This window comes from Amycolatopsis acidicola (assembly GCF_007713735.2).
Taxonomy (GTDB): domain Bacteria; phylum Actinomycetota; class Actinomycetes; order Mycobacteriales; family Pseudonocardiaceae; genus Amycolatopsis_E; species Amycolatopsis_E acidicola.
The window spans coordinates 22,967-49,749 of record NZ_VMNW02000069.1 but is presented as its reverse complement, the minus strand read 5'-3'; the positions used below and the strand labels follow the sequence as shown (position 1 = coordinate 49,749).

Below are 26,783 nucleotides of genomic sequence, written 5' to 3'. Positions count from 1 at the left end.
GCGCGGGCCATCCCCCGACGGACCGCGCTCCCCGCCCTCCGGTTAGGCCCCGACCCAAGTTCCGGAGGGAGTTCTTCTGTTATGTCAACCATGCCACGGCCCCTACCCCGAACTTCAAGGCCGTTCATCCCAAAGGACGCTGTCGGGGTCGGTTCGTTGCGCGGTTTCGCGGAAAAATCTTCGCTCGTTATCGAACCGAGACATGCTGACCCGATTCGGTGACCCAGATCGCCGGTAAATAAGTGGTACCAACGTACCAGACTGCCGCATACTGGTACGCGTGTCTCAGTCCACCTCCCTTGCCGACTACCGTGCCGCGCTGACCACGCCCGGCTCCGGCCGCCCGCTCGTCGCCTCGCTGCTCGCCCGGTTGCCCATCGCGATGATCGGGCTGTCGGCGCTGCTGTACGTCCAGCGTGAGACGGGTTCGTTCGCCGCGGCGGGGCTCGTCTCGGCGGGCTCGCTGGTCGGCGTTTCCGTCGGCTCGGTGGTGCAGGGGCGGATCATCGACAGGTTCGGGCCGACCCGCCCGCTCATCGTCGTGGCCACTTTGTTCGCGGTCGCGATGACCGTGCTCGCGCTCGCGATCGAGGCACACGCGCCGACACCCGTTCTGGTGATCTTGGGCGGGGGCATCGGGATCACCGAGCCGATGGTCGGCTCCGCCTCGCGCGCGCTCTGGGGCCGGCTGGTCGAGGATGAGGCCCCTCGCAACGCCGCGTTCTCCTACGAGGCGATCAGCATGGAGGTGTTCTTCATCCTCGGCCCGGGGCTGGCCGGGGTGCTGGTCACGGCGCCGTGGCCGGGCACCGGCATGGTCGTCGGCGGCGCGTGCATGGTGGTGGGCTCGCTGATGTTCGCGCTGAGCCCGGCGGTCCGCGCCTGGGGCCCGGCCGAGCAGCGGCACGGTTCGCTGATGGGCGCGCTGGCCAGCCCCGGGATGCGCACGCTGGCGCTCGCCGCGCTGGGGTTCGGCATGGTGATCGGGTTCGTCGAGGTGGCGGTGCCCGCCGCGGCGACCGAGGCGGGCAGGCCGGCGTTGGGTGGCGTGCTGCTGTCGGTCTGGTCGGTGAGCTCGGTGGCGTTCGGGGTGGCGTTCAGCCTGCGTCCGTGGCCGCGGTCGATGGCGCTGCGGCTGCCCGCGCTGCTGGCGGCGTTCGCGCTGCTCGTCGCGTTGCTCGCGTGGCCGTCCACGTTGTGGGGGCTGGCGTTGGCGATGCTCGCCGCCGGGGCGATGATCACGCCCCAGTCGGCGACGCATTCGGCGGCGATCGAGATCGTCGCGCCGAAGGGGACCGCGGCGGAGGCGTTCGGCTGGGTGCTCACCGCGGTGACGCTCGGGCTGGCGTTCGGCCAGTCGGTGAGCGGTTACCTAGTCGAGCACCAGGGGCCTTCGGCGTCCTTCCTCGCGGCCAGCGGGGCGGCGCTCGTGGTCGCCGCGCTGGTGTGGCTGCTGCGCGGAACCGTGCGGCGCAGCGAAGCGCAGCCGAGCGCGGTGCCGGTGCTCAGCTCCTCCCAGGTGTCCAGGTCCGCCTGAAGGCCGAATCCGGCGTCCAACATCGGCTTTCTCCAGCCGCTACAGTCGATTCCTGTGAGAAGTCCGGAGCTGCGGCAACTGCGGTACTTCATCGCAGTGGCCGAGGAGCTGAACTTCACCGACGCGGCGGGCAGGCTCGGGATAGCGCAGCAGTCGCTGTCCCAGCAGATCAACGTGCTCGAGCGGGTGCTGGGTGTGCGGCTGTTCGACCGCGACACCCGCGGCACGCGGCTGACCGAGGTCGGGCTGCTGTTCCTGCCGGAGGCACGGGCGGTGGTCGAGCGCACCGCGGAGGCGATCAGTACGGTGCAGCGCGCCGCGCGCGGCGAGGTCGGGACGCTGCGCGTGGCTTTCCTTGCCTCGACGGCGAATCACCTGCTGCCGCCCGTCGTGCGCAGGTTCCGGCAGCGCTACCCCGACATCGAGCTGCGGGCCGAGGACGTGAGCATCGCCGACCTGGTGACCGGGCTGCGGTCCGGCCGGTACGACGCCGGGTTCACCAGGCCGCCGCTGGTCGACGGGCTGGCTTCGCGAACGCTGATCGTCGAGCGGTTGTGTGCCGTGCTGCCCGCCGGGCATCCTTTGGCGGCAAGGGAAAACCTCAAGCTGAGCGATCTCGCCGACGAACCTTGGGTGCTCACCGAGCGCGGCTCGTGGCCGCCGTGGCACGAGAAGGACGATCACGACTTCCGCGAGGCCGGGTTCGAGCCGCGGGTGGCGCGGCGGGCGTCGAGCGTGCAGGACCTGCTCGGCCTGGTGGCCGCCGGGGCCGGCGTGACCAGGCTGCCCGAGTCCTCGCGCAGCCTCCGGCGGAGCGGCGTGGAGTTCGTGCCGCTACTGGACGAGCGGACGCACACAGAGGTGGTTTGGCTGCCGGAAGCCAGGAAACCGGCGTTGCGGCGGCTGCTCGAAGTGGTCACCGAGCTGGCCGCCACAACCGATCTCACTGAGTCCGGCTAGCCCTCAAGTACTCCAACTGCGCCCGGACGCTGTGCTCCGCCGGGGCCCACAGAGCCTTGTCGACATCGGCGTACACGTGCTCCACGATCTGCCGCGGAGTCGCATCCTCGCCGAGCACGGTGAGCGCCGAGCGGACCTGGTCCAGCCGCTGCTCGCGGTGGTCGAGGTACTCCTGCGCCACCGCGCGGAGGTCGGCGATCTCCGGGCCGTGGCCGGGCAACCCGCTCAGCCCGGCGGGCAGCTCCAGCAGGCGGCGCAGCGACCCGAGATACGAGCCGAGGTCGCTCAGCACCGTCGTGCCGCGGCCGAGGATGGTGTCCCCGGTCAGCACGTGCTCGCCGACGCGCAGGCACACGGAGTCCTCGGTGTGCCCTGGCGTGTGGATAACTTCGAGCTCCAGCCCTGCGGCGGAGATCGTTTCACCGTCCACAAAGGACTCGGCACCTCGGCACAGCGCCGGGTCGAACGCGCGCACCGGCGCGCCGACCCGGTCGGCGAACCACGGCGCGCCCTCGGCGTGGTCGGGGTGGTGGTGCGTGAGGATGATCAGCTCCACCGGCGCGGCTTCGGCCAGTTTGGGCAGGTGATCGAGGTCCTCGTACCCGGGATCGACGACCACGCAAGCGTTTTCGCCCGGCGCGCGGAGCACCCAGCTGTTGGTGCCTTCGAGCGTCATCGACGACGGGTTGTTCTCCAGCACGACGGAAGCGGTGCCGGAAACGCGGCGCAGTTCGCCGTAGGCCGGGTGTGTCATTCGTCCCCCACGATCACGCGGACCTTGTCCCCTTCGCGGCGCAGCGTGGGGATGATCGCCTCCACCTTGCGCTCACTGGCCAATGCCTCGGCCGTGGTCTCGAACCCGGCCAGTTCGGTGAGTGTGTGCCACGTCGGCGGCATCAGCGTGCTGCGGCCGGCCTCGGCGTCGGCGAGCGCTTCGCTGGGCAACTGCCAGCCGGAGGACTCCGCTTCGGTGGTCGCGCCGTCGGCGTGCTGTCCCTCGGGCAGGGCGGCCGCGAAGAAGCGGGTGTCGTAGCGACGCTTCTCCTGCGTGGGTGTGATCCAGTGGGCCCACGGGCGCAGCAGGTCGGCGCGCAGGGTCAAGTCGTTGTGGGCCAGGAAATCGGCCAAGGAAAGCTCACGGGAGACCAGCTGTTCGCGAGCGCCGGAGAACTTCGCGGCGTCCGCCACGACCGCGTCCGAAGTGCCTGCCAGCAGGACTCCGGACTCCTCGAACGTCTCCCGCACCGCGGCGCAGACGAGGGCGCGGGCCACGGATTCGGTGCTGTTGAACCAGTCCGCCCAGTCGACGGCGGGCGGCCCGGCCCAGGCCACCGACGCGTCCGCGTCCCGCTTGTCGACCCCGCCGCCGGGGAACACCGTCATCCCGGCGGCGAACGCCATCGCCGCGACCCGGCGTTGCAGGAACACCTCGAGCCCGCGCTCGGTGTCGCGGAGCAGGATCACGGTCGCGGCGTCGCGCGGGACGGCAGGGCTCTCCGGCGGTTCGACGGAGAACTCCATGCCGCCCGGCACGGAGAAACTAAGTTCAGGCACGCTAAGGAACTTACGCGCCAGTCACGATCCGGAGAAGCCGTCGACCCAGCGGGGGTTGTCTTCGCCACGTGCGCCGTTGAGCCGGACCTTGGCGGCCTCGGCGCGCTCACGCTCGGCGAGCTCGGCGTGCAGTTCGCGAAGGAGCTGCCGGTCGCGTTCGGACAGCTGCGGGTCGTTGAGGTCCAGCTCGGGGATCTCGATGACCTCGCCCGGCCCGATCGTGGCGGAGGCGATCGCGCGGCCCTTCTCGGGGTCCTCGGCCAGCGCCGCCCGCAACTGGGCGACCTCGGCAGAGGACAGGTCCATCGTGTTCTCCGCGCGGATCTCCGGCGGCTCCTCCCGCGGCCCGAACATGTGCCCGGGACCGTCGGACGGGGCCGACTCCGCCACCGGCTCCGGCTGCTTCGGCTCGACCGGCTCCGGCTCCTCGACGGGCTCCGGCGTCTCCTCGACGGCGACCGGCTCGGGCTCGGGCACCGGTGTCGGCGCCGGCGGCTCCTCCGTCTTACCGTCGCGCGCGACGTGCCTGCCGGACTTCTCCTCCGTTGTGGCCGGGGCCGGCTTGGCCGGCCGCTCGGATTTTCCCGGCGACGGCGCCGATCCGGCGAGCCAGACCGCGGTGGCCGAGTTCAGCGCTTGCTCGTGGTAGCGATTGCGTTCCGCGCCGGGGCCCGAAACCTCGACCACCGCCCGGATGCCGACCCGGCGCAGTGCCGCGTCGACGCGGTAGGCCGCGGCGGGCGGGTTGCCCTCCGGCCCGACCTCGACCAGGACCACGCGCTGCGGCAGCGGCCCCGGCACGCTTCCGGCCGGGGTGTTGCGCCACACCGCGTGCACCGAGCGCAGATCCGGCAGGACCTGCAGGGTGCGGTCGAGTGCGTCGGCAACGCCCTGCTCCGGCTGGTTGTCGCCGGTGAAGTGGTGCAGCACGCCGTTGTCGGCCTCAGCGTCGTTGACGGTGAGGTGGTCGGCGAGCGTCGCGTCGGAGCGGCTGAGCTCGAGCACCAGCCCGAGCTCGTGCTGTTCCGTCTCGCGCACCGGGAGCTTGCCGGCGATCAGCGCGCCCGTGGTGAGTTCGGCGGCCTCGTCCAGGCGAGCCCTCGCCGTCAGCTCACGTGCTTCGGACAGCGCGCTGTCGTCCAGCCGCCCGGCCAGCGCCAGCAGCAGGTTGTGCAGCCGCAGCGGTACCGCGAACCCGTCGGTTCCCAGCCCAGCGGCGTCACTGTGGACCTCCACGATTCTCCCTCCAGCGGCCCGCTCTCGGCGGAGACGAGCCGTTACGCAGCGGCGAGCCGGTGCCCCGTGTCCACAGCGCCCGTGCACACGAGTTCGGAGCTCGCGAGCGCGGCACGGTGGTACGCGGGCAGTTCGAACTTGGGCGGCATGACCTCGACACTGGGCTGTTCGTCGCCCAGCACGCGCAGGACCCGCTGCAGTTCCCCGGCCAGCCTCGGCAGGCCGGCCAGCGCGGTGATCAGCAGAACGCGCTTCGGCTTGGAACCGTCGCCGTGCCGCCAGCTCTCCCGCACCTCGCCCACGTCCGGCCGGCCTCGCAACGTTGCGTGCACCAACGCGGACACTGAGTCTACGGAGTTCACCCAATCGGGTGCACTCCCCGTGAATGTGTACCGGTTCTCGGGGACGTCGTCTACCCCGAGCGTCGAACTCACCTGGTGCCAGTCCGCGCCGTGCGGGACCAGCCCCGCGACCAGCAACCGGTATTCCGGCTGGTCGAGGTCGATGTTGTGCTTGAGCAGCGTGCGCGGCAGGGTGCGCGCGAGCGTCGTCATCGCGCCCTCACCCAGCCAGTCGCGGTAGCGCCACAGCAACTGGTCCGGCATCCGGCCGGCCAGGTGCAGCAGGAGTTCGTGACACGCCGCTTCGATGTCCGGATCCACTACTGAACCTCCACGATCAGTTCGACCTCGACCGGCGCTCCCAACGGAAGCTCGGCCACCCCCACCGCCGAACGCGCATGCGCGCCCGCTTCTCCGAAGATCTCGCCCAGCAGCTCGGACGCCCCGTTGACCACCGCGGGCTGGCCGGTGAAGCCCTCCGCGGAAGCCACGAAGCCGACGACCTTGACCACCTTCGTCACGGCGTCGATCCCGGTCAGCGCGTGCACCGCGGCCAAGGCGTTGAGCACGCAGGTGCGCGCGTGCCGCTTGGCCTCCTCGGGGCTGACCTCGGCACCGACCTTGCCGGTGGCCGCGAGCCTGCCGTCGACGAACGGCAGTTGCCCCGAGGTGTACACGTGCGAACCGCTGCGCACGGCCGGCACGTAGGCGGCGACCGGCGCGGCCACGGCCGGCAGCTCGATGCCGAGCCCGGCCAGCTGCTCGGACCAGGTCATGCCTTCGGCCTCTTGAGGTAGGCGACGTGCTGCTCGCCACTCGGATTGGGCAGCACGGTCACCAGTTCCCAGCCGTCCTCGCCCCATTGGTCCAGGATCTGCTTGGTGGCGTGGATCAACAGCGGAACGGTGGCGTACTCCCACTTCGTCATGCGCCCGAGCGTAACGACCCGATCAACCCGGGGGCCGGGCACCCGAGCAGTCTCACTGTCCGTCACCGATCTCCACCCTGCTGTGTACTAGGCGCGATCGGCCCCGGTCCAGGAAATTCGTAGGTATGCGCCGACTCGCCGCCGTGCTCGCCGTGTTGCTCACCACCCTCCTCATCGGACCACCGGCCGGCGCCGCGCCGGCGGTGAACGACTGGTCCTGCCATCCCTCCGCCGCGCACCCCGATCCGGTCGTGCTGGTGCACGGCACCGGGGACAACAAGGACTACACGTGGCGCCTGCTCGGCCCTTTGCTGGTACAGAAGGGTTTCTGCACGTACTCGCTGACCTACGGCGTGCCTGCGGACGCTCCCGCCAGCGCCGATCCCGTCGGCGGGCTCACCTCCATGGACTCCAGCGCGGCCGAGCTGCGGTCCTTTGTGGACAAGGTCACGTCCGCGAGCGGAGCGGCCAAAGTGGACCTCGTCGGGTACTCCCAGGGCACCTGGCTCGGCACCTACTACGCGAAACTCCTTGACGGCAAAGACAAAATCGGCCGGTACGTCAGCCTTGCCCCAGGCTGGCAGGGCACCGACCCGTACGGACTGGCCGAGTTGTACGACCTGCTGAAGGGGCTCGGCCTCGGCTCGATCGCGCAGGCCGCCAGCTGCGCGGTGTGCCCCGAACTGCTCAAGGGCTCGGACCTGCTGACGAAGCTGCAGGCGGGCGGTGTCTTCCTGCCGGGCATCACGTACACGAACATCGTCAGCAAGGAGGACGGGCTCGTGGTGCCGTGGACCAGCGGGCTCGGCCATGGACCGAACGTGACGAACGTCGTACTGCAGGACGCCTGCGAGGCGGACCACGTCAACCACTCCGGGATGCCCTTCGACCCGAACGCGCTGGGCTACGTGGTCAACGCCCTCGACCCGGCCGACGCGCGGCCGGTGGCGTGCGTGCCGATGTCACCGATGCCGCCCCACCGCTGAGGGCACAACGCGGCCTGGAGTGATTTACGCTGCGGTAGTGAGCAACCCCCTGGCCGGCTGGACCGACGAACTCGCCCGAGCGCGGCTGCATTTCGTGACCGGCAAGGGCGGTACCGGGAAGACGACGCTGGCCGCCTCACTCGGCCTCGCCCTGGCGCGCGACGGCAAGCGGGTGCTGTTGATCGAGGTCGAGGGCAGGCAGGGCTTCGCCCAGCTCTTCGACACCGAGCCGCTGCCCTACGCCGAACAGCGTGTCGCCTCCGCTCCGGGCGGCGGCGAGCTGCGCGCGCTGCACATCGACGTCGAAGCGGCGCTGCTCGAGTACTTCGAGATGTTCTACAACCTGGGCTTCGCCGGGCGGACGCTGCGGCGGATGGGCGCCATCGAGTTCGCCACCACGCTCGCGCCCGGCCTTCGTGACGTGCTGCTGACCGGGAAGATCAAGGAGTGTGTCGGCCGGACCGAGTCCGACGGCAGGCACACCTACGACGCCGTCGTGGTGGACGCGCCGCCGACCGGGCGTGTCGTGAAGTTCCTCGACGTGACGAAAGCGCTTACCGATCTCGCCCGCACGGGCCCGATCCGCGCGCAGGCCGAAGGCGTGGTGCGGCTGCTGCATTCCGGGGAAACCGTGGTGCACCTGGTGACCCTGCTGGAGGAGATGCCGGTGCGGGAGACGCTGGACGCCGTGGCGGAGCTGGACGGCGCCGACCTGCGCCCCGGCGCCGTGCTGGTGAACCGGGTCCGCCCGCCTCGGCTGCCGGCGCGTTCGCTGAGCGCGGCCGCGGACGGCAGGGTCGACGCTTCGCGGGTGCGTTCCGGGCTCGAGGCCGCCGGGCTGGATCTGGCGGAGAGCACGGTGGACGCGCTGGTGGAGGAGACCGTCGAGCACGCGATCCGGATCGCCGCCGAGCAGCGTGCCCGCGAGCAACTGTCCGAAGCGGACCTGCCGACGCTGGAACTGCCCGATCTCACCGACGGCGTGGACGTCGCGGCGCTCTACGACCTGGCCGAGACGCTCACCGAACAGGGGGTGCGGTGATGGCGCTCGACGTGGACGAGCTGATCGACGACGCGGAGACCAGGGTGATCGTCTGCTGCGGTTCGGGCGGGGTCGGCAAGACCACCACCGCGGCCGCGATCGCGTTGCGCGCGGCGGAACGCGGCAGGCAGACGGTGGTACTGACCATCGACCCGGCGCGGCGGCTCGCGCAGGCGCTCGGGTTGCGGGAGCTGGGCAACCATCCACGTCAGGTTCAGGTCGAGGGTTTCGACCCGAAGGGCGAGCTGTGGGCGATGATGCTCGACATGCGCCGCACCTTCGACGACATGGTGCGCGCGCACGCCGGCCCGCAGCGCGCCGAGCAGCTGCTCGCGAATCCCTTCTACCAGACCATTTCCACGTCTTTCTCCGGCACGCAGGAGTACATGGCGATGGAGAAGCTCGGCCAGCTCGCGGCCACCGGCGACTGGGACCTGATCGTCGTGGACACCCCGCCGAGCCGCTCCGCGCTGGACTTCCTGGACGCGCCGACCCGGCTGTCCACCGCGCTCGACGGCCGGATGATCCGGCTGCTCACCGGCCCGGCGAAGGCCGGCGGCTGGGGGCTGCGCAAGGTGGTCACCGCGGGGTTCTCGATGTTCGCCAAGGCGGTGTCGACGATCATCGGCGGGCAGCTGCTGGCCGACGCCTCCGCGTTCATGCAGGCCTTCGACAGTATGTTCGGCGGTTTCCGCGAACGGGCGCGCAAGACCTCGGAGTTGTTGCGTAGCAAGGGAACGGCGTTCCTGGTGATCGCCGCGCCGGAGCCGGACGCGCTGCGCGAGGCGAGTTACTTCGTGGACCGGCTCTCCGAGGAGTCCATGCCGTTGTCCGGACTGGTGGCCAACCGCACGCATCCCGTGCTGGCGGATCTCTCGGCTGGCGCGGCTCTTTCGGCGGCGGACAGGTCGGAGGCGAGCGCCCCGCTGGCCACCGCCGTGCTGCGGCTGCACGCGGACAGGGTGGCGCTGGCGGAGCGCGAAAACAGGCTGCTCTCGCGCTTCACCCGCGCACACCCCGAAGTGCCGATCGTCCGCGTGCCCGCGCTCCCCAGCGACGTGCACGACGTTGCCGGTCTCCGCGACATCGGAGACCGGCTCGCGAACAACTCCTAGGAGACCTTGACGTACTCCGCCTTGGCGGATTCCAGCAGGTCCCACCAGGAGCTGACCTCGGGGCGGCGGCGCAGCAGTGCCCGCCGCTCGCGTTCGGTCATACCGCCCCAGATACCGAAGCTGATCCGGTTGTCGAGAGCCTCCGCCAGGCATTCCGTGCGCACCGGGCAGCCCATGCACACGACCTTGGCCCGGTTCTGCTCGGCTCCGCGCACGAACAGCTCGTCCGGGTCGGTGTCCCGGCACAAGGCGTCCAGGCGCCAGCTCTGTTGTTGGTTCGAGTCCATAAAGCCCCCAGCTCCTCACCCTCGGCTCACCTTGCTGAAGCGCGGTGCCTCCCCGGCACCGTTCTTCGTGAGACGTTGACGGACTGTAGAGCCAGACGGTTCCCCTCGCCAAGATCCCGGCGAATTTTGTTACCGGAACACGTCGCACGACACCGCCGGACGTGGTATCCGGGGCGTTGATGCCCCCGGCGGCGATATGCCCGTTCCCACTACCCTGGCTCTCGTGCGGAAGACGGATGGTCTGTTCAAGCTGCTCGGCCTGTGTTTGCTCGCGGGGATCCTCGTCGCCGGCGTGCTGTTCCCCATCGTGGGCGCGGCCGGGGTGGCATCCAACAAGGCGAGCGAGACGGTGGACAGCATGTCGGCCGAACTGGCCAACGTGCCGCCGCCACTGGTCACCACGATCACCGACTCGGCCGGCAGCCCGATCGCCACGCTGTACGACCAGTACCGGATCCCGACGGCGTCGGACCAGATCAACGACGCCATGAAGTGGGCGCTGGTCTCGGTCGAGGACCGCCGGTTCTACGACCACCACGGGGTGGACTGGAAGGGCACCTTCCGCGCCGCGCTGAGCAACAGCACGGGCGGCGACACGCAGGGCGCGTCCACGCTGACCCAGCAGTACGTCAAGAACTATCTGATCAACGTCGTCTACCGGGACGACGAGGTGGGCCAGCAGAAGGCGCAGGAACAGTCCGTCGCCCGCAAGCTCAAGGAAGCCCGCGTCGCGATCCAGCTCGAGACGCAGATGAACAAGGACCAGATCCTCACCAGCTATCTCAACGTGGTGGAGTTCTCGCGGAAGATCTACGGCGTCGGCGCCGCCGCGCAGACCTACTTCAACACCACCGCGGACAAGCTGACCGTGCCGCAGGCCGCGTTGCTCGCCGGCATGGTGAACAACCCGCCGGTGTACGACCCGTGGAGCCACCCGGAGCGCGCCACCGAGCGCCGCAACCTGGTGCTGGACCGCATGGTGGAGAACCAGAAACTGGCCAAGGCCGACGCGGACCGGTTCAAGGCCGAGCCGCTCGGCGTGGTGCCCGGCGGTCCGTCCAAACCGGCCGCGAACTGCACCGGCGCCGGGCCGGAGAACGGGTTCTTCTGCCAGTACGTGCAGGACTACCTGCTCACCAACGGGATGACCAAGGACGATCTGTACACCGGCGGCTACACCATCCGCACCACGATGGACCAGAACGCCAACCACCAGGCCAAGATCTCGGCCGAACAGCAGGTGGACAAGACGCAGAAGAACGTGGCGAACACGTTGTCACTCGTGCGCCCCGGCAAGGACAGACACGAGGTGGTCGCGCTCGCGGCGAACCGGGACTACGGGCCGGACGCGGACAAGGGCCAGACCACGTACGCGCTGCCATCGGATGTGTCCAATGTGACCGGTGCGGGATCGAGCTACAAGATCTTCACCACCGCGGCCGCGCTGGAACAACACAAGACCGGTATCTACGCCACGATCCAGACGCCACAGAGTTATTCGTCGAACGTCTTCGTGGGTGGTGGGAACAACTGTCCTTTGGTGGCACGGGGAACCCACGCGTACTGCCTGAGCAACTACGGGGAAAGCGGTTACGGGCCTTCGATGTCGTTGCAGCAGGCGCTGGCGACCTCGCCCAACACCGGGTTCGTGATCCTGGAAGAACAAGCGGGCATGGGCGCGGTGACGGACATGGCGCGGCGGCTCGGGATGCGCAACACGATGGCGTCGAACCCGGCCAACGGCGGCGCGGTCGACCCGAACAACAGCCAGTCCATCTACAACATGAGCCAGCAGAAGTACTTCGCCCCAGGCGGGGCGTCGCAGGCCGGGCTCGGCTCGTTCACCCTCGGCGTGAGCCCGACCAGCGGCCTGGAGCTGGCCAACGTCGCGGCGACGATCATGAGTGGCGGGGTGTGGTGCCCGCCGACCCCGATCGCCGCGGTGACCAACCGCGACGGCAGCCCGAAGAAGATCAACGAGGCGGCTTGTGAGCAGGCCGTGCCCGAGGGGCTCGCCAATTCGATGGCGGTCGGGATGAGCAAGGACGACACCGAAGGCACGTCGAAGGCGGCCGCCGCGGCGGTCGGCTGGAACCGGCCGATGATCGGCAAGACCGGGACCACGCAGAACTCCGGTTCGGCGGCGTTCGTCGCCGCCGTGCCGCAGCTGGCGGGCGCCGCGATGGTGTTCCGGCCGGACAACCCGTTCGGCGGACTCATCGACGGCGGTCCCGGGAATGTCAGTGCCACGCGAGGCACCGCGGACGGCAACATGTTCGGTGGCAAGACACCGGCGCGGACCTGGTTCGGCGCGATGACGCAGATCATGAACGGGCAGCCGGTCATCCCGCTGCCCCCATCTGATCCGGCCTACGAGCACTGAGCCCGTATCCTCGAAAGGGTGAGTACGGTCGGTGACAAGATGAATGCGGCCCGGCTGGCCGCGGGGACAGTGGCCGTGGGCGCGGCCGCCGTCGGGTACGCGGTGGGCATCGAGCGCCGGCACTGGACGCTGCGGACCGCGGAGCTCCCGGTGCTGGCGCCGGGCGCGCGGCCGGTCAAGGTGCTGCACGTCTCGGACCTGCACATGATGCCGGGCCAGAAGTCCAAACAGCACTGGGTCGCCGCGCTCGGCGAACTGGAGCCGGACCTCGTCGTCAACACCGGCGACAACCTGGCGCACCCGCAGGCCGTGCCCTACGTGCTGCGCGCGCTCGGGCCGCTGCTCGACCGGCCGGGCCTGTTCGTCTTCGGCAGCAACGACTACTACGCGCCCAAGCCGAAGAACCCCGCCCGCTACCTCATGCCGCGCGGGAAGAAGAAGCGCATCCACGGCAAGAAACTCCCGTGGCGCGACCTGCGCGCGGCCTTCATCGAACACGGCTGGCAGGACCTCACCCACGCCCGCCGCACGGTCCAAGTCGCCGGGCAGACGGTGTTCGCGGCCGGAGTGGACGATCCACACCTGCGCCGCGACCGCTACGGCGAGATCGCCGGACGGCCCGACGAAAACGCCGCCGTCCGCATCGGCATGACCCACTCACCCGAGCCCAGGGTCCTCGACCCGTTCGCCGACGACGGCTACGACCTCGTCCTCGCCGGGCACACCCACGGCGGCCAGCTCCGCATCCCCGGCATCGGGGCACTGGTCACCAACTGTGAGCTTGATCGCTCCCGCGCCCGCGGCGCCTCCCGGTGGGGAGCCGACATGTGGCTCCACGTGTCGGCAGGTCTCGGCACTTCACCCTACGCACCGGCCCGTTTCGCCTGCCCACCCGAGGCAAGCCTGCTCACCCTCGTCCCGAGGGGCAGCAGCACGCGCAACCGGGCAAACCAAACCCCCCGACAAGCCCCCAGCGACATCCGCTAGACTTCTCAACGACCCGCTAGAGAGAACATTCGGGGTGTGGCGCAGCTTGGTAGCGTGCCTCGTTCGGGTCGAGGAGGTCGTGGGTTCAAATCCCGCCACCCCGACGCGTCAGATGGAAGACCCCTGTCCGAAGCTTGAAGCTTCGGACAGGGGTCTTCCGCGTTGTGTCTTCTGGGGGTCGAACCCCCAGACCCCCGCCAGGGAGGGCTTCGCCCCCCTGGACCCCCCATCGGTGCGCGCGTAGGCACCGAAGCGGAGCGTAGGGATTGGGGCGAGAGGGCAACGAAAGCCAGTTACGCCGCCAACTCACCATGGTGGGACGGCAGCGGTAGGTAGCCGGGGGGATTTCCGGACCGGGGGATTTCCCTCGTCCTTGCCGGTCTTTGCGGTGCGGCGGGTGTGTCAAGGGTGGGCTTGCCCATCGCGAAGCGACGCCGAAGGCGCCCTTGACGCGCCCGCCGCACCGTAAAACACTTACCGGACGAGGGAAATCCCCTCCCACCCCTCAACGGGAGGCGGTCAGCTCTATCCAGCATTGCGAGAAATCGCCATCTCCGGCATGGGACCAGGCCCAGGCGGACCTCGCCGCGCTGGCCAGCTGATCCCGGTCCTGACTCGACTCGGTCAGTGCGGCGTCCAACCGGGTTTCCACATAGCGCGCCAGATCCCGGTACCCCATGTCCGGCCGGAACCTCGCGTGGGTCTTCACATCCCGGAACCCGGCCCGTTCGACCTGGGCCGCGATGTGCTTGCCCGCGAAGGGATCCCCGCCCGCACGACGCCGCAGCAGGTAGTGCCCGCGCAGCGCTGCCACCACGTTCACCGTCTTCGGCCGCAGCACGGCGCGGCTCCAGTCCGAAGTGGACAAAGCGATCGCGCCGCCGGGACGGAGCACGCGGCGGAACTCCCGCAGCACCGTCGCGGGGTCCCGCAGGTGTTCGAACAGCGCGTGCGCGAAAACCAGATCGATACTTTCCGACACCACGGGCAGCGCGTAGGCGCTTCCCGCGACGAAGTCCACTGTGGACTCCTCCGGGAACTGCCCAGGGTACTGGTCGACACCGAGCACCCGCCCGGCACCGGCGACCGGGACGAAACCGGTGGTGATGGTGCCGGGGCCACAGCCGACGTCGAGTACGCGCATGCCCGGTTCGAGCAGACGCACCGCGAACGCCGCCCGGTCGCTCGCCGTCCGCGCTCCCATCATCGACAGCGCGTCATCGGAGAACCCTGGCGCATATCCCTCCAGCACACGCCCACCGTACGGGCAACACCTGGCAGGATCGAGGGGTGACTACCCAGCACCCGCCCGCAGTGATCCCCGAAAGCCTCTTCGCCGACCCCGAGGCCGAGGCGCGATGGCGAGCGCGCTTCCACGCCCCACGCATGTCGGTGCCGGACTGGGCGCTGGACGCGCCGGCGAAGAACCTCTACGTCTCGAACGCCAGCGGCGTCTGGGAGGTCTACTCCTGGGACAGGGAAACGGACGAGCACCGCCGCGTCACCGACCGGCCCAACGGGACCCTGCACGCCACCACGTCGCCCGACGGCGCCTGGATCTGGTGGTTCAACGACACCGACGGCGACGAGTTCGGCTCGTGGGTACGCGAGCCCTTCGCCGGAGGCGAGCGGCAGCCCGCGATCCCCGACGTGCACGACGGCTACCCGGCAGGCCTGGAGATCGGGCACAAGCTCGTGGCGGTCGGTGTCTCCACCGACGACGGCAGCCGGCTCTTCGCGCACGCGGACGGGAAGACGAGCGAGTTCTACTCCAGCAAGGACGACGCGGGCGTCGCGTCGTTGTCGCGTGACGAAAGCCTCCTCGCCATCGCGCATTCCGAGCACGGTGACTCCCGCCACCCGGCGGTCCGCGTGCTCAGCACGGGCGATTTCTCCGCGGTCGCCGAGAAATGGGACGGCGAGGGCAAGGGCCTCGACCCGCTGGAGTTCTCGCCCGTCGCCGGTGACCAGCGCCTCCTCGTGCTGCACGAACGGCGCGGCCGCGAGGAGCTGCTGATCTGGGACGTGGCCGAGGACACCGAGACCGAGCTGGAGCTCGACCTGCCCGGCGAGGTCAGCGCGGGCTGGTACCCCGAGGCCGACGCGCTGCTCGTGGTGCACTTCCACGAGGGCCGGAGTTCCTTGTACCGCTACGAACTCGCCACCGGAGAATTGTCCTCTTTGGACACCCCGAAGGGCCGGATCGGCGGTGCGAGCGTGCGCCCGGACGGCACGGTCGAGTACTCGTGGTCGAGCGCCGCGCAGCCCCCGGTCATCCGCGCCCGCGCGGCGGACGGCGCGGACACCGTGCTGCTCACCCCACCCGGCGCGCCCGCGCCGGGTTCGTCGCACGTTGTGGACGCCTTCGTCGAAGGCCCTGGCGGTCGGGTGCACGCGCTCGTCGCGCGGCCCGCGAACGCGCCGGAAGGTCCACTGCCGACGGTTTTCACGCTGCACGGCGGCCCGCACGCCGCGGACGAGGACCGCTTCTCGGCGTACCGCGCGGTGTGGCTCGACGCCGGGTTCGCGGTGATCGAGGTGAACTACCGCGGTTCGACCGGTTACGGCTCGGCCTGGCGCGACGCGATCGAAGGCCGCCCCGGCCTCACCGAACTCGAGGACGTCGCGGCGGTGTACGACTGGGCCGTCGAGAGCGGCCTTGCCGACAAGACGAAGTGCGTAGTCAACGGCGCGTCCTGGGGCGGTTACCTGACGCTGCTCGCGATCGGCACGCAGCCGGAGCGGTGGGCGGCCGGCGTGGCGAGCGTGCCGGTGGCGGACTACGTCGCCGCGTACGAGGACGAGATGGAACAGCTCCGTAACTTCGACAAGGCGCTCTTCGGTGGCACGCCCGAGACCGTTCCCGCTGTGTACAAGGAATGTTCGCCCATCACCTACGTCGACGCGGTGCGCGCGCCCGTACTCGTGCTGGCGGGCGACAACGACCCGCGCTGCCCGATCCGGCAGATCGAGAACTACCTCGACAGGCTGGCCAAGCGCGACGCTCCGTACGAGTTCTACCGGTACGACGCCGGGCACGGCTCGCTGGTGATCGCGGAGACGATCAAGCAGACCGCGGCCGAGGTGTCCTTCGCGCTGCGCGCGCTCGAAAAGTAGCCGCTGGACGCCGGGGCCCGCGTGGCCCCGGCGCCGGTGGTTTCAGTGGTGGAACGAAGTGCTGGTGGCCGGGCTGTGTCGCGGCCCCGACTGCGCGGCGAGCTCCGGCAGGTAGTGCTCGATGTGCTCACAGAGCAGCGCGGCCAGATCGTGCGTGAAACCGTTGCGGCACACCACCCTCAGCACGGCGAGGTCCGTCCGGTTCGCCGGGAACGTGTACGCCGGCACGAGCCAGCCGCGCTCCCGCAGCCGCCGGGAAACGTCGAACACGTCGAAAGCCTGCACGTCCGGTTTGGTGGTGAAGGCGAACACCGGCAGCTGGTCGCCCTTGGTGAGCAGCTCGAACGGGCCCAACTGCGCGATCCGCTGGGCGAGATCCATCGCCACGTCCCGCGAAGCCTGTTGCACCACACGGAAACCTTCGCGCCCGAGCCGGACGAACGTGTAGTACTGCGCGGCGACTTCCGCGCCGGGGCGGGAAAAGTTGAGCGCGAACGTGGGCATCTCGCCGCCGAGGTAGTTCACGTTGAACACCAGCTCGGACGGCAGCGCCTCCTGATCGCGCCAGATCACCCAGCCGACGCCGGGGTACACGAGCCCGTACTTGTGCCCGGAGGTGTTGATCGACGCGACGCGCGGCAGCCGGAAGTCCCACACCAGCTCGGGGTCGAGGAACGGGGCGATCATCGCGCCGGACGCGCCGTCGACGTGCACCGGGATGTTCCAGCCCGTGCGCTCCTGCAGCTCGTCCAGCGCCGCGACGATCTCCGCCACCGGCTCGTAGCTGCCGTCGAAGGTGGAGCCGAGGATCGCCACCACGCCGATCGTGTTCTCGTCACAGTGCTCGACGGCCTGCTCCGGGGTGAGGTGGAAGCGGTCGCCCTCCATCGGCACCAGCCGGGGCTCGACCTCCCAGTACTCGCAGAACTTCTCCCAGCACACCTGGACGTTCACGCCCATCACGAGGTTCGGTTTGCCGGTGCGGCCGAGTTTGGCCCAGCGCCGCTTGAGCGCCATCCCGGCCAGCATGCACGCCTCGGACGAGCCGGTGGTCGAGCAGCCCATGATCGCCGACGGGTCCGGCGCGTGCCAGAGATCGGCGAGGATGTTGACGCACCGCCGTTCCAGCTCGGCGGTCTGCGGGTACTCGTCCTTGTCGATCATGTTCTTGTCGACGCATTCGGCCATCAGCTGGCCTGCCTGCGGCTCCATCCACGTGGTGACGAACGTGGCGAGGTTGAGCCGGGCGTTCCCGTCGAGCATCAGCTCGTCGCGGACCACCTGAAGGGCGGTGTCCGGCGGCACGGGCTGATCGGCGAGCCGTTTGTGCGGCGGCGAGACGCTCGCGGCGAGCGCCGGGTCGGTGCCGCCGAAGAACGGGTTGCTGCCGCCGCGCGATTCCGGACGGCGCGACTGTCCCGAGTGCAAGACCATGTGGCCGACACTAGCGACCCGAACCCGTTCCGGCACAAGGAAAAGCGGGCGCTGCCCAAGACAGCGCCCGCTTCGTGGTGAGTTGTCAGGCTTGCTGGGCCTGCCACATCCAGTGCGCCTTCTCCAGCTCCTGCGTGATCTCGATCAGCAGGTCCTGGGTGACCAGGTCGCTCTTGTCGGTCTCGTCGATGCGCTTGCGCAGCCGCTCGATGAGGTCCGCCAGGATGTCGACGATCGCGGCGACGGTGGCCTCGACGTTCTGCCAGTTGTCCGGGTACTCGGGCAGGCCCGAGCTCTCCACGACCGTCTTCGCCTTGCCGTTGGGCGAGACACCGATCGCGTTGGCGCGCTCGGCCACCTCGTCCACGTAGGTGCGTGCCGTGGACACCAGCTCGTCCAGCTGCAGGTGCACGCTGCGGAAGTTGGCGCCGACCACGTTCCAGTGCGCCTGTTTGGCGATCAGCGAGAGGTCCACCAGGTCCACCAGTGTGGCCTGCAGGACGTTGCCGGTGATCTCCTTGTCGCTCTCGGGGAGCGGGCTCTTGATCGGAGAGTTTGCCATGGTGTACGGATTCCTCCCTTTCCCTCAAGCGGTCTTGGCGGTTACCTCGACCTCGATGTTGCCGCGAGTGGCGCGCGAATAGGGGCAGACCTGGTGTGCCTGTGCCACCAGCTCGTTGGCCTGGCCCGCCTCCAGCCCGGGCAGTGTGGCCTCGAGCTTCACGGCGAGTCCGAAACCGGGGCCGTCCTTGCCGATGCCGACCTCGGCCGTGACCGTGGCCCCGTCGGGCAGCTGCACCTTCGCCTGACGGGCGACCGCCTGCAGCGCGCTGTGGAAGCAGGCCGAGTAGCCGGCCGCGAACAACTGCTCCGGGTTGGTGTGCAGACCGCCAGGGCCGCCCATCTCCTTGGGGATGGCCAGCTTTTCGTCGATCACGCCGTCGGACGAGGTGACCTCACCATTGCGGCCGTCGCCTCGTGACGTCGCCACCGCCGTGTACAACGCTTCCACCACTTACCTCCCGTGTTCTTGGCCGGTACAAGCCTGGCAGCAAGAACAACAATCCGCAGTCGCCGAAAGGTGCCCGTCATGGCGGGCATCACTCGACGGGTTACCCGGGAGGCCGGATGTGAATCCTCAGGCGCGGTTGGCCTGCGCGAACTCGGTCACCTGACGGCCGATCGTGCGCAGGGTGGAGACCGTCTTACCGTCCGAGGCACCGCCCGCCTCGTCGAACTTGGTCTCGGCGGAGTTGACCGCGCCGCCGAGCGGGGTGGGCCAGCCGCGCAGCGCGTGCGTGATCGTGCGCAGCTGGTCGAGCGTGGTGACCGCGGCCTGCCAGCCGTACGCGACCGCGACGAGGCCGACGCCGCGGCTGTCGAGGTACGGGCGGGGATCGGGGCGCAGGTCCTCGACGTAGTCCAGGGCGTTCTTGATCAGGCCGGACAGGGCGCCGTGGTAGCCGGGGGACACGATGATCAGCCCGTCGGCGTTGCGCACGGCCTCGATCAGCCGTTCCGCCTCCGGGGTGCGCTCGGGGATTCCCGAATCGTAGAACGGCAGGACCAGTTGGCTGCCGGTGATCGCGAGTGTGTTCGCGCCCGCTTCCTTCGCGCCTTCGAGCGCGATGTTCAGCGCGCGTTCGGACTGAGAGCCCGCGCGCAGGGAACCGCCGATACCGACCACGTTGATCACCGAGCTAGTCACGCCGTCGAGGCTAACCCCTCCAGTTAGGTAGAGGACCAGCATTTGGGACGGAGGCCCCGGTCACACCTGAACCGTTCCCGCGCCCCGAACCGTTGCGCGAGCGCGTCTGGCCCTCTTGACTACTCGCCGGTAACGTCTCGGGCATGGCGAACCCACTCAAGTCCCGCGTCGAAGCAGCCGCGGCCCAGCTGGTCTACGCCCTCCCGCGCCCGGTGCGGCGGCTCATCGCCGGCAGCGCCATCCAGCGCGACGGACAGGAGCTGGCGCTCGACGCGCAGCTGCTGCTGCGGCTGCAGCAGCTCGCGGGGTCGAGCATGTCGCAGCCAACCCCGGCGCTGGCCAGGAAGCTGCTCAACGAGTCCCAGCACCTGGTCAGCGGCGCGCCGATCCAGCCGGTGGGCACGCGTGAGCTGACCATCCCCGACTCGAACGGCGGCATCCCGGCCACCCTTTACACCCCGGCCGGGCTGCCCAAGGACTCCGGGCTGCTGGTGTACTTCCACGGCGGCGGCTGGGTGATCGGCACCCGCGCCAGCCACGACAACACCGCGCGGTTCTTCGCCAAGCACGCCGGCGTGCGCGTGCTGTCCGTGGAGTACCGGCTCGCGCCGGAGCATCCCTTCCCCGCCGCGGCGGACGACGCGGTGACGGCGTTCGACTACGCCCACGCGAAGGCGACCGACCTCGGCGTGAACCCGGACCGGATCGCGGTCGGCGGCGACAGCGCGGGCGGCAACCTCGCGGCCGTCGTCTCGCAGGTGACCACGCGGCGGGGCGGCCCGGCCCCGGCTTTCCAGCTGCTGCTGTACCCGGGCGTCGACGCGTCGAAGGTGCGCCGCTCGCGGGAGTTGTTCGGGGACGGCTTCTTCCTCACCGACAAGGACATGACGTGGTTCCTCGACCACTACGCGCCGGCCGGGGTGGACCGCACGGATACGCGGCTTTCCCCGCTGTTGAGCGAAAACTTCGCCGGACTGCCGCCCGCGTACGTGGCGACGGCGGGCTTCGACCCGCTGCGCGACGAAGGCGAGGCGTACGCGGAGAAACTGCGCGCCGCCGGGGTGCCGACCGCGCTGAGCAGGCAGTCGGACCTCATCCACGGGTTCGTGAACTTCCTCGGTGTCGGCACCCGGTTCCGCGAGGCGACCGCGGAAGCGGCCGGTGCGCTGCGCCTGGGACTGTCCGGGATCACCGCCGAATAGCCGGAGGCCGGCGTGTCGCCACGCCGGCCTCCGGGTGTTCCCCCTCTTATTTCACTTGTTCGTCTCAGACCGACGGCAACGTCGGCGTCGGCACCGGCAGCGCCGGTGCGCTGCCCAGCAGGCCGCCGAGCAGGCTGGTCACCAGCGTGAGCAGGTTCTTCAGCAGGTTGCTGACGATGTTCAGCGGCGCCGGCAGGTCCGGCAGCGAGGGCACCGGCGGCAGCTGCCGGGCGGTCGAAGCCTGGGACGGGTCGGCGAGGATGCGGCTCGCTTCGGTGGACTGACCGTTCGCCGTGCCCGCCTGCTGCTGCTGGTCGGACTGGATCTGGTACTTCTGCCCTGCCGCGAGGTCACCGAGCAACGGGCTGAGCTGGTTGAGCGAACGTTCCGTGCCCGCCACGTCGGATCCGTACGCGGCCTTGGTGATCGCGTCGCGCAGCTGCAGCACCTGCTGGCCGGCGGCTTCCGTGCTCGACGTGCCCTTACCACCTGCCGAAGCGATACCGGCTCCGGACAGCATGAGCACACTTCCTGCCACCAGCACCGCGAGTGCTCGGGCGAACTTCCCTTGCATTGCTGATTCCCTCCCTGGCTTTTTGGCCCTGACTGGCTCAATGACTACCTTCCTGGTCAGGGGGTCACCACTCGGCCGCACGGGACCGCCGACACGAGGCGGATTCGGAATCGATAGAAGGACCCGCGAACTGGTGAACAAAGGCACTCGGATATTCGCCCGGCAATCAGGTACGCCGGGAGCGGGGCATTGCGCTGTGTGCCCGGTTCACCCGTTCACACCGCGAGCCTCACTCGTTTTACTGCACCTCGTTGGTACTCAACGAAAAACCCGGGCGCGCCGGGGGAAGCGACCGGGTGAGCCGGGACGCCGGGCGTGTCGCGCGCTCAGTCCAAATCGGACAGATCGAGCACGAACCGGTAGCGGACGTCGCCCCGCTCCAGCCGGGTGAGCGCCTCCTCGACGCGCGCGGACGGAAGCAGCTCGATGTCCGCCGTGATGCCGTGTTCGGCGGCGAAGGCCAGCATTTCGGCCGTGCCCTTCCGGCCGCCGGTGCCCGACGAGGTCAGCTTCTTGCGGCCGTAGGTCAGGTTCATGAGCGGCACCGGGACTTCGAGCGGCAGGCCGACCACGCTGAGCGTGCCGTCCAGCCCGAGCAGGCGCAGCAGCGGCGACAGGTCGTGTTTGGCGGAGATGGTGTCCATGATCAGGTCGAACCGGCCGAACCCCTGCGCCAGCTGCTTTTCGTCGGTGGTGACGAGCAGCTCGGCGGCACCGAGCTTGCGCGCGTCCCCAGCCTTGTCCGGGGTGCGGCTCAGCACGGTGACCTCGGCGCCGAGCGCGACGGCGATCTTGACCCCGAGGTGCCCGAGCCCGCCGAGACCGGCGATGGCGACCCGGCTGCCCGCGCCGATTCCCGCCGCCCGCATGGGTTCCCACATCGTGATTCCGGCGCACATGAGCGGTGCGGCCGCGGCCGGGTCGATGCCTTCGGGCAGGCGGTAGGCGAACTTGTCGCGCAGTACGTATTCGCGGCTGTAGCCGCCCTTCGTCACCGTGCCGTCGACGCGGTCGGTGCCGCCGTAGGTGGTGACGGCGCCCTCGTAGCAGTAGTTCTCTTGCCCCGCTTGGCACATCGCGCAGACGCCGCAGGAGTCGACGATGGTGCCGACCGCGACCCGGTCACCGGTCACGGACCCGGTCACCGCCGGGCCGGTGGCGGTGACGGTGCCGACGAACTCGTGGCCGGGGACCAGGCCGTCGGTGGGTTTGCCCACGGCGCCGTGGATCGCGTGCAGATCGCTGTGGCAGACACCGCAGTAGTCGACCCGCACGGCGATGTCGTCTTCGCGCAGGTCACGGCGCTCGATCGGGAGCCGCCGCAGGGCGGTGGAGTTGTCGTGGCTCTGCCAGCCGGTGGTGGTGCGCATTCCGTCCTCCTAGACAGACTATTCGGTCTGTTTCCAGCGTAGCAGCAAAACAGACCAACTGGTCTGTTTGTAAAGTGGGCCCATGCCCGAACTGCCGACCACAGCCCGCGGCGCCGCCACCAGCAGGCGCATCCTCGACGCGGCCGCGGAGGAGTTCGCGGAACGCGGGATCGCCGGCGCCAGGGTGGACCGGATCATCGCGGCGGCGCATACGAACAAGGCCCAGCTCTACGGCTATTTCGGCAGCAAGGACGGGTTGTTCGACGCGGTGGTCGCCGACCGCGCCGGCCGGCTGCTCGACGCCGTGTCGTTCGACGCGGAGGACTTCCCCGGCTGGGCCGTCGCGATGTACGACGAGACCCTGCGCAACCCCGAGTTGGTCCGCCTGACCAGCTGGCTCCGGCTGGAACGCCGTCCGGTCGCCCGGCTGACCGACAATCCGGACGACACCAGGAAACTCGCGGCCATCGAACGGGCGCAGGCCGCGGGCAAGGTGCGCGAGGGCGACCCGTTCGACCTGTTCGTACTCGTGATGGGGATGGCCTTCGCCTGGTCACCGGCGAGCGTCGTGCACGCCGCCAGCGCCGACGAGTCCGCCGCCGACCACGAAAGGCGCCGGGCACTGCTGCGCGACTGCGTGGCGCGCGTCGTCGCGCCTTGATCAGCCGAGCTGTTCCCGCTCCAGACAGGCCAGCCGCGCGTCCATCTCCGCCATGAACCGCGCGGGGTCGGCTGTCGACGCGAAGTACGCCGAGAGCACCACCCCGAGAATCGCCCCGGACCAGGTCTGGACCGTGAGATCGGACGGCTCACGGTCCAGACGCCGGGCCACCGCGTCGTGCAGCATCTCCATCCCGTCCTGCATCTGGTCGACGAGCCGGGCACGCAACGCGGGCACCTCGAAAATGAGCCGCTGCCGCGCGGTTTCCAGGTCGGAGGCCTCACGTGGCAGCGCGCCGAGCGTTTCGCGGATCGCGGCCCGCATCGCGCCGATCACCGAAAGCCGCGCGGGTTGTGCGATGAAGGACTCGAGCATGACCGGGTCGAGCCGGTCGTAGCTGACGGTGTCCTCCTTGGTCGGGAAGTACCGGAAGAACGTGCTCTGCGAGACCTCGGCGGCGGCCGCGATCTGCTCGACCGTGGTCGCGTCGTAGCCCTGCTCGACGAAGAGGCGGAGGGCGTGATCCTGGATCGCGGCCCGCGTCCTTGCCTTCTTCAGCTCCCGCAACCCCGGCCTAACCGGCGACGAACTCATGGGCCGATTCTGCCTCCTGCACGTCCTCGGCCTGACGCGGCAGGAACACGAGTGTCAGGAGCACACCCGCCAGCGCGAATCCGGCACACACCCACAGCGTGGTGTTCATGCCGCGGACGAAGGCGTGCTGGACCGCGTCGAACAAGCCGGGCACGCGCGCACCGGCCGCAACGCTTTCCCGGGCCGCGGACGGTGCCGAGTCGGGCAGACCGGCGCGGTACCCGGCGTTGAGCACGGTGCCGAGGATCGTGACCCCGAGCGTGCCGCCGACCTGGCGAAGTGCTTGCAGCAGACCGGAACCGACGCCCGCCCGCTTCGGGCTCAGCGCACCCAGCGCGATGTCCATCGACGGCGGGAGCGAGAACCCGAGACCGAGGCCGACGAGCGAAACCCACACCGCGACGAACCCGTAGCCGGCGCCCACACTGGTGAAGGCACCGGTGACCAGACCGCCGACCATGAACGCGAACCCCAGCGCCACAACGACTTTCGCGCCGGCCTTCGACCGGAGGCGGTCCGCCAGCTGCACTCCCACGAGCAGCCCGCCGACGATCGGCAGCAGACGCAGCCCGGTGCCCAGCGCATCGGTGGCGTACACGGCCTGGAAGTACTGCGGCAGCAGGAAGATCGCGCCCATCATCGCAAACTGGGCGACCGTGGCGAGTATCCCGCCCCAGCGAAAACCCTTGGAGGCGAACAGTTCTACGTCGACCAGCGGATGGCTCGCCCGCCGCAGCCACAGCCCGAAACCGGCGAGCACGACGAGCCCACCGAGCATCGGCGCGAGGGCCGTCACCGCGCCCCAGCCGCGGTCGCCCGCTTCGACGAGCCCGTAGGTCACCGCCACCAGACCGGCGCTGGACAACGCGATCCCGGGGAAATCGATGCGCTGCGAAGGGTTTCCGGGCACATTGGGCAGCAGCCAGATCAGCAGCACCGTGCCGATCACGATCGGCGGGACGTTGATCAGGAATGCCGAGCCCCACCAGAAGTTGTCCAGCAGCCAGCCGCCGACTACGGGCCCGAGCGGGATCCCTGCCGACATCGCCGCCGCCCAGACCGCGATGGCGCGGGCGCGATCCTTGCCGGGAAACAGTTCGGAGATCAGGGAAACGGACATCGGCACGAGGAACGCGCCGCCGACACCGAGCGCCGCCCGCGCCGCGATCAACTGGCCCGCCGTGGCCGAGTACGCGCACGCGACCGAGGCGAGCCCGAACAGCAGCAGCCCGAAGATCAGCAGCCCCTTCGGCCCGAACCGGTCGCCGAGCAGGCCTGCCGGGAGCAGGCCCGCGGCCAGCACGAGGGTGTAGGAGTTCGAGAACCACTGCAGCTCGCTGGTGGACGCGTGCAGATCCACCGCGAGCGTGGGCAACGCGACGGACAGCACCGTCACGTCGAGCCCGAAAGCCAGTAATGCCACCGCGAGCGCGCCGAGCGCCCACCACCTGCTCCGTCCGGATACCCCCATGCCGACTCCAATCTGAGAGCTACTTTCTTTTGAAAGTTACTATCACTTTGTCGGGAAGGCCAGCGCGAAAAAGGAGTTGGACGGGCGTGCCAAAGTAGGACGGTGCTGTCGTACCGCCGCGTCCTTCGCCTGCCAGGAGTCCGGGTGATCCTGCTGCTCACGTGGCTCGCCCGCCTGCCACCGACGGCGATGGGCGTGACGCTGACCCTGCATGTGGTCACCGATCTCGGGCGCGGTTACGGCGCGGCCGGGCTGGTCGGCACGGCGACGATGCTGGGCAGCGCGCTCGGCGCGCCCCTGATCGGCAGGCTGATCGACAGGTACGGGCTGCGCCCGGTGCTGGCGCTCTGCGGGGTCGCGTCCACCGCGTTCTGGATCGGCGCGCCCTGGCTGCCGTACCCGGTGCTCGTCACGATCGCGTTGCCCGCCGGGATGCTCGTCGTGCCGGTCGGCTCGATCTCGCGGCAGGTGCTGACCACGCTGGTGCCGCCGGAGCAGCGCCGGTCGGCCTACTCGCTCGAGTCGGTGCTGACCGAGGCCTCGTTCATGGTCGGCCCGGCGGCCGGGATCGCGATCAGCACGCAGTTCTCCGGCACGGCCGCGCTGCTCGCGATCGGCGCCGGCTTCGCGGTCGGCAGTTTCCTGCTGTACTGGCACAATCCGCCGATCCGGACCCGGACCGAGGCCGTCACCGGTGAACGCCCGGCGATGCGCGAGTGGCTCACCCGGCCGCTGGCGGCGACGCTGTGCACGGCCACAGGGGCGCTGTTTTGCTTGGCAGGCACCGAGTTGGCCACGCTGGCCGCGCTGCGCGCCACCGGCGACGTCTCGTGGACCGGCCCGGTGATCGTCGCGATGTGCGTCGCGTCCGCTGTCGGCGGGATCGTGCACGGCGCCGTGCGGCGCTCGCTCTCCCTGACACCGCTGCTGATCTTGCTGACACTGCTGGTTATCCCCGCCGGGCTGTTCGCGCAGCCGTGGTGGCTGCTCGCGATCGCTTTGATCCCGACCAACGTCGCCTGCGCGCCCACGCTGGCCTCGATAACGGAGGAAGTCGGCAGGCTCGCGCCCGCGCGGGTCCGCGGCGAGGCGATGGGCCTGCTCGATTCCTCGACGCGGCTCGGGTTGGCGCTGGGCAGCCCGGTGGTCGGCTTCGCGATCGACCACGCGTCGGCGGCATGGGGTTTCGCCGCGGCGGGCATCGGCGGGCTGGGCATCGCGTCCGCCGGGCTCGCGCTGAGGCTGAGGATGGGCTTGGCGAAGCCTGTGCCCGCGCCGTGAATATCCGGATTGCGC

The 26,783-nt window shown here is 69.8% G+C and carries 27 protein-coding genes and 1 tRNA gene; 12 read left to right on the top strand and 16 right to left on the bottom strand.

The annotated features are described in order from the left end of the window. The first annotated feature begins 280 nt into the window (after positions 1 to 280). Both FPZ12_RS33060 and FPZ12_RS33055 read left to right on the top strand, forming a co-directional pair. Entirely contained in the window at positions 281 to 1,537 is a 1,257-nt protein-coding gene (locus FPZ12_RS33060; protein ID WP_144759658.1) for an MFS transporter, read from the top strand. Positions 1,538 to 1,591: 54 nt separating this feature from the next. Further along, on the top strand, positions 1,592 to 2,497 hold the full coding sequence (locus FPZ12_RS33055) for a LysR family transcriptional regulator (RefSeq protein ID WP_144759662.1): 906 nt from the start codon (positions 1,592 to 1,594) through the stop codon (positions 2,495 to 2,497). On the opposite strand, the gene FPZ12_RS33050 is transcribed toward FPZ12_RS33055, so the two are convergent. The 6 genes from FPZ12_RS33050 to sp36 are packed head-to-tail and all read right to left on the bottom strand — an operon-like array spanning position 2,481 to position 6,556. Continuing rightward, positions 2,481 to 3,251, bottom strand: coding sequence for an MBL fold metallo-hydrolase (locus tag FPZ12_RS33050; protein WP_144759666.1), 771 nt, complete (start codon positions 3,249 to 3,251; stop codon positions 2,481 to 2,483). The two genes, FPZ12_RS33055 and FPZ12_RS33050, sit on opposite strands and share 17 nt — an antisense overlap. Then, entirely contained in the window at positions 3,248 to 4,018 is a 771-nt protein-coding gene (locus FPZ12_RS33045; RefSeq protein ID WP_144759694.1) for an NUDIX hydrolase, read from the bottom strand. Before FPZ12_RS33045 ends, FPZ12_RS33050 begins: the two co-directional genes overlap by 4 nt. 54 nt (positions 4,019 to 4,072) lie before the next feature. Continuing rightward, positions 4,073 to 5,290, bottom strand: a complete 1,218-nt coding sequence (locus FPZ12_RS33040) for a hypothetical protein (RefSeq protein ID WP_144759698.1) — start codon at positions 5,288 to 5,290, stop codon at positions 4,073 to 4,075. 38 nt (positions 5,291 to 5,328) lie between these two features. Continuing rightward, entirely contained in the window at positions 5,329 to 5,949 is a 621-nt protein-coding gene (locus FPZ12_RS33035) for a hypothetical protein (RefSeq protein WP_144759669.1), read from the bottom strand. Next, entirely contained in the window at positions 5,949 to 6,404 is a 456-nt protein-coding gene (locus tag FPZ12_RS33030; RefSeq protein WP_144759672.1) for a RidA family protein, read from the bottom strand. The genes FPZ12_RS33035 and FPZ12_RS33030 overlap by 1 nt, the downstream gene beginning before the upstream one ends. Then, positions 6,401 to 6,556: a Sp36 family protein gene (gene sp36, locus FPZ12_RS33025; protein ID WP_144759675.1), complete on the bottom strand. Its 156-nt coding sequence runs from the start codon at positions 6,554 to 6,556 to the stop codon at positions 6,401 to 6,403. The genes FPZ12_RS33030 and sp36 overlap by 4 nt, the downstream gene beginning before the upstream one ends. Positions 6,557 to 6,681: 125 nt before the next feature. On the opposite strand from sp36, the gene FPZ12_RS33020 reads away from it, so the two are divergent. The 3 genes from FPZ12_RS33020 to bagB are packed head-to-tail and all read left to right on the top strand — an operon-like array spanning position 6,682 to position 9,699. Beyond that, entirely contained in the window at positions 6,682 to 7,542 is an 861-nt protein-coding gene (locus FPZ12_RS33020) for an esterase/lipase family protein (protein ID WP_144759678.1), read from the top strand. Positions 7,543 to 7,579: 37 nt separating this feature from the next. After that, positions 7,580 to 8,584 carry an ATPase BagA gene (bagA, locus tag FPZ12_RS33015; protein WP_144759681.1) on the top strand — a complete coding sequence of 335 codons (1,005 nt, stop codon included), beginning with the start codon at positions 7,580 to 7,582 and terminating at the stop codon, positions 8,582 to 8,584. Further along, positions 8,584 to 9,699 (top strand): ATPase BagB, encoded by a 1,116-nt coding sequence (gene bagB, locus FPZ12_RS33010; RefSeq protein ID WP_166462986.1) that lies wholly within the window; start codon positions 8,584 to 8,586, stop codon positions 9,697 to 9,699. Before bagA ends, bagB begins: the two co-directional genes overlap by 1 nt. Here bagB and FPZ12_RS33005 read toward each other — a convergent pair. Then, a complete protein-coding gene (locus FPZ12_RS33005; RefSeq protein ID WP_144759688.1) occupies positions 9,696 to 9,986 on the bottom strand; it encodes a WhiB family transcriptional regulator in 291 nt (96 codons plus the stop codon). The genes bagB and FPZ12_RS33005 overlap by 4 nt on opposite strands. A 223-nt stretch (positions 9,987 to 10,209) precedes the next feature. On the opposite strand from FPZ12_RS33005, the gene FPZ12_RS33000 reads away from it, so the two are divergent. The 3 genes from FPZ12_RS33000 to FPZ12_RS32990 all read left to right on the top strand — a co-directional run bounded on the left by FPZ12_RS33000 (position 10,210) and on the right by FPZ12_RS32990 (position 13,460). Continuing rightward, a complete protein-coding gene (locus FPZ12_RS33000) occupies positions 10,210 to 12,369 on the top strand; it encodes a transglycosylase domain-containing protein (RefSeq protein WP_144759691.1) in 2,160 nt (719 codons plus the stop codon). Between the two features lie 39 nt (positions 12,370 to 12,408). After that, on the top strand, positions 12,409 to 13,356 hold the full coding sequence (locus FPZ12_RS32995; protein ID WP_144759701.1) for a metallophosphoesterase: 948 nt from the start codon (positions 12,409 to 12,411) through the stop codon (positions 13,354 to 13,356). Positions 13,357 to 13,386: 30 nt separating this feature from the next. Further along, positions 13,387 to 13,460 (top strand) — tRNA-Pro (locus tag FPZ12_RS32990). Between the two features lie 401 nt (positions 13,461 to 13,861). Here the strand turns inward: FPZ12_RS32990 and FPZ12_RS32985 are convergent. Continuing rightward, complete coding sequence (locus FPZ12_RS32985; protein WP_144752557.1) at positions 13,862 to 14,608, bottom strand: class I SAM-dependent methyltransferase; 747 nt, start codon at positions 14,606 to 14,608, stop codon at positions 13,862 to 13,864. A 38-nt stretch (positions 14,609 to 14,646) separates the two neighbouring features. Here FPZ12_RS32985 and FPZ12_RS32980 point away from each other — a divergent pair, with 38 nt between their 5' ends. Beyond that, positions 14,647 to 16,473 (top strand): prolyl oligopeptidase family serine peptidase, encoded by a 1,827-nt coding sequence (locus tag FPZ12_RS32980; RefSeq protein WP_144752560.1) that lies wholly within the window; start codon positions 14,647 to 14,649, stop codon positions 16,471 to 16,473. 42 nt (positions 16,474 to 16,515) lie between these two features. Here FPZ12_RS32980 and gad read toward each other — a convergent pair whose 3' ends face one another. From gad to FPZ12_RS32960, 4 genes are all read right to left on the bottom strand, one after another. After that, positions 16,516 to 17,907, bottom strand: coding sequence for a glutamate decarboxylase (gene gad / locus FPZ12_RS32975; RefSeq protein WP_144752563.1), 1,392 nt, complete (start codon positions 17,905 to 17,907; stop codon positions 16,516 to 16,518). Between the two features lie 85 nt (positions 17,908 to 17,992). Next, positions 17,993 to 18,469, bottom strand: a complete 477-nt coding sequence (dps, locus tag FPZ12_RS32970; protein WP_144752565.1) for a DNA starvation/stationary phase protection protein Dps — start codon at positions 18,467 to 18,469, stop codon at positions 17,993 to 17,995. Between the two features lie 24 nt (positions 18,470 to 18,493). Beyond that, on the bottom strand, positions 18,494 to 18,922 hold the full coding sequence (locus tag FPZ12_RS32965) for an organic hydroperoxide resistance protein (protein ID WP_144752568.1): 429 nt from the start codon (positions 18,920 to 18,922) through the stop codon (positions 18,494 to 18,496). A 123-nt stretch (positions 18,923 to 19,045) separates the two neighbouring features. Beyond that, a complete protein-coding gene (locus FPZ12_RS32960; RefSeq protein ID WP_144752644.1) occupies positions 19,046 to 19,594 on the bottom strand; it encodes an NADPH-dependent FMN reductase in 549 nt (182 codons plus the stop codon). 164 nt (positions 19,595 to 19,758) lie between these two features. Between FPZ12_RS32960 and FPZ12_RS32955 the strand changes: the two genes are divergently transcribed. Continuing rightward, positions 19,759 to 20,817 (top strand): alpha/beta hydrolase, encoded by a 1,059-nt coding sequence (locus tag FPZ12_RS32955; protein ID WP_144752571.1) that lies wholly within the window; start codon positions 19,759 to 19,761, stop codon positions 20,815 to 20,817. Positions 20,818 to 20,881: 64 nt separating this feature from the next. Here FPZ12_RS32955 and FPZ12_RS32950 read toward each other — a convergent pair whose 3' ends face one another. Then, the gene (locus FPZ12_RS32950; protein ID WP_144752574.1) at positions 20,882 to 21,391 is read right to left on the bottom strand and encodes a hypothetical protein; all 510 of its coding nucleotides are present in this window, start codon (positions 21,389 to 21,391) and stop codon (positions 20,882 to 20,884) included. Between the two features lie 326 nt (positions 21,392 to 21,717). Beyond that, positions 21,718 to 22,761 carry an NAD(P)-dependent alcohol dehydrogenase gene (locus FPZ12_RS32945; RefSeq protein ID WP_144752577.1) on the bottom strand — a complete coding sequence of 348 codons (1,044 nt, stop codon included), beginning with the start codon at positions 22,759 to 22,761 and terminating at the stop codon, positions 21,718 to 21,720. An 82-nt stretch (positions 22,762 to 22,843) separates the two neighbouring features. On the opposite strand from FPZ12_RS32945, the gene FPZ12_RS32940 reads away from it, so the two are divergent. Next, on the top strand, positions 22,844 to 23,422 hold the full coding sequence (locus FPZ12_RS32940; protein WP_144752580.1) for a TetR/AcrR family transcriptional regulator: 579 nt from the start codon (positions 22,844 to 22,846) through the stop codon (positions 23,420 to 23,422). Here the strand turns inward: FPZ12_RS32940 and FPZ12_RS32935 are convergent, their stop codons facing one another. Both FPZ12_RS32935 and FPZ12_RS32930 read right to left on the bottom strand, forming a co-directional pair. Beyond that, complete coding sequence (locus tag FPZ12_RS32935) at positions 23,423 to 24,016, bottom strand: acyl-CoA-like ligand-binding transcription factor (RefSeq protein ID WP_144752583.1); 594 nt, start codon at positions 24,014 to 24,016, stop codon at positions 23,423 to 23,425. Beyond that, positions 23,997 to 25,487 (bottom strand): DHA2 family efflux MFS transporter permease subunit, encoded by a 1,491-nt coding sequence (locus tag FPZ12_RS32930; RefSeq protein WP_144752586.1) that lies wholly within the window; start codon positions 25,485 to 25,487, stop codon positions 23,997 to 23,999. The genes FPZ12_RS32935 and FPZ12_RS32930 overlap by 20 nt, the downstream gene beginning before the upstream one ends. A gap of 102 nt (positions 25,488 to 25,589) precedes the next feature. On the opposite strand from FPZ12_RS32930, the gene FPZ12_RS32925 reads away from it, so the two are divergent. After that, positions 25,590 to 26,768, top strand: coding sequence for an MFS transporter (locus FPZ12_RS32925; protein ID WP_208026100.1), 1,179 nt, complete (start codon positions 25,590 to 25,592; stop codon positions 26,766 to 26,768). The last annotated feature ends 15 nt before the right edge of the window (positions 26,769 to 26,783 follow it).

Excerpts from the sequence above, each read along its gene's own strand:
- FPZ12_RS33050 (WP_144759666.1), bottom strand. The coding sequence starts at position 3,251 with ATGACACACCCGGCCTACGGCGAACTGCGCCGCGTTTCCGGCACCGCT.
- FPZ12_RS33045 (WP_144759694.1), bottom strand. The coding sequence starts at position 4,018 with ATGGAGTTCTCCGTCGAACCGCCGGAGAGCCCTGCCGTCCCGCGCGAC.
- FPZ12_RS33030 (WP_144759672.1), bottom strand. The coding sequence starts at position 6,404 with ATGACCTGGTCCGAGCAGCTGGCCGGGCTCGGCATCGAGCTGCCGGCC.
- sp36 (WP_144759675.1), bottom strand. The coding sequence starts at position 6,556 with ATGACGAAGTGGGAGTACGCCACCGTTCCGCTGTTGATCCACGCCACC.
- FPZ12_RS33020 (WP_144759678.1), top strand. The coding sequence starts at position 6,682 with ATGCGCCGACTCGCCGCCGTGCTCGCCGTGTTGCTCACCACCCTCCTC.
- bagB (WP_166462986.1), top strand. The coding sequence starts at position 8,584 with ATGGCGCTCGACGTGGACGAGCTGATCGACGACGCGGAGACCAGGGTG.
- FPZ12_RS33005 (WP_144759688.1), bottom strand. The coding sequence starts at position 9,986 with ATGGACTCGAACCAACAACAGAGCTGGCGCCTGGACGCCTTGTGCCGG.
- FPZ12_RS32995 (WP_144759701.1), top strand. The coding sequence starts at position 12,409 with ATGAATGCGGCCCGGCTGGCCGCGGGGACAGTGGCCGTGGGCGCGGCC.
- gad (WP_144752563.1), bottom strand. The coding sequence starts at position 17,907 with ATGGTCTTGCACTCGGGACAGTCGCGCCGTCCGGAATCGCGCGGCGGC.
- dps (WP_144752565.1), bottom strand. The coding sequence starts at position 18,469 with ATGGCAAACTCTCCGATCAAGAGCCCGCTCCCCGAGAGCGACAAGGAG.
- FPZ12_RS32955 (WP_144752571.1), top strand. The coding sequence starts at position 19,759 with ATGGCGAACCCACTCAAGTCCCGCGTCGAAGCAGCCGCGGCCCAGCTG.
- FPZ12_RS32950 (WP_144752574.1), bottom strand. The coding sequence starts at position 21,391 with ATGCAAGGGAAGTTCGCCCGAGCACTCGCGGTGCTGGTGGCAGGAAGT.
- FPZ12_RS32945 (WP_144752577.1), bottom strand. The coding sequence starts at position 22,761 with ATGCGCACCACCACCGGCTGGCAGAGCCACGACAACTCCACCGCCCTG.
- FPZ12_RS32940 (WP_144752580.1), top strand. The coding sequence starts at position 22,844 with ATGCCCGAACTGCCGACCACAGCCCGCGGCGCCGCCACCAGCAGGCGC.
- FPZ12_RS32935 (WP_144752583.1), bottom strand. The coding sequence starts at position 24,016 with ATGAGTTCGTCGCCGGTTAGGCCGGGGTTGCGGGAGCTGAAGAAGGCA.
- FPZ12_RS32930 (WP_144752586.1), bottom strand. The coding sequence starts at position 25,487 with ATGGGGGTATCCGGACGGAGCAGGTGGTGGGCGCTCGGCGCGCTCGCG.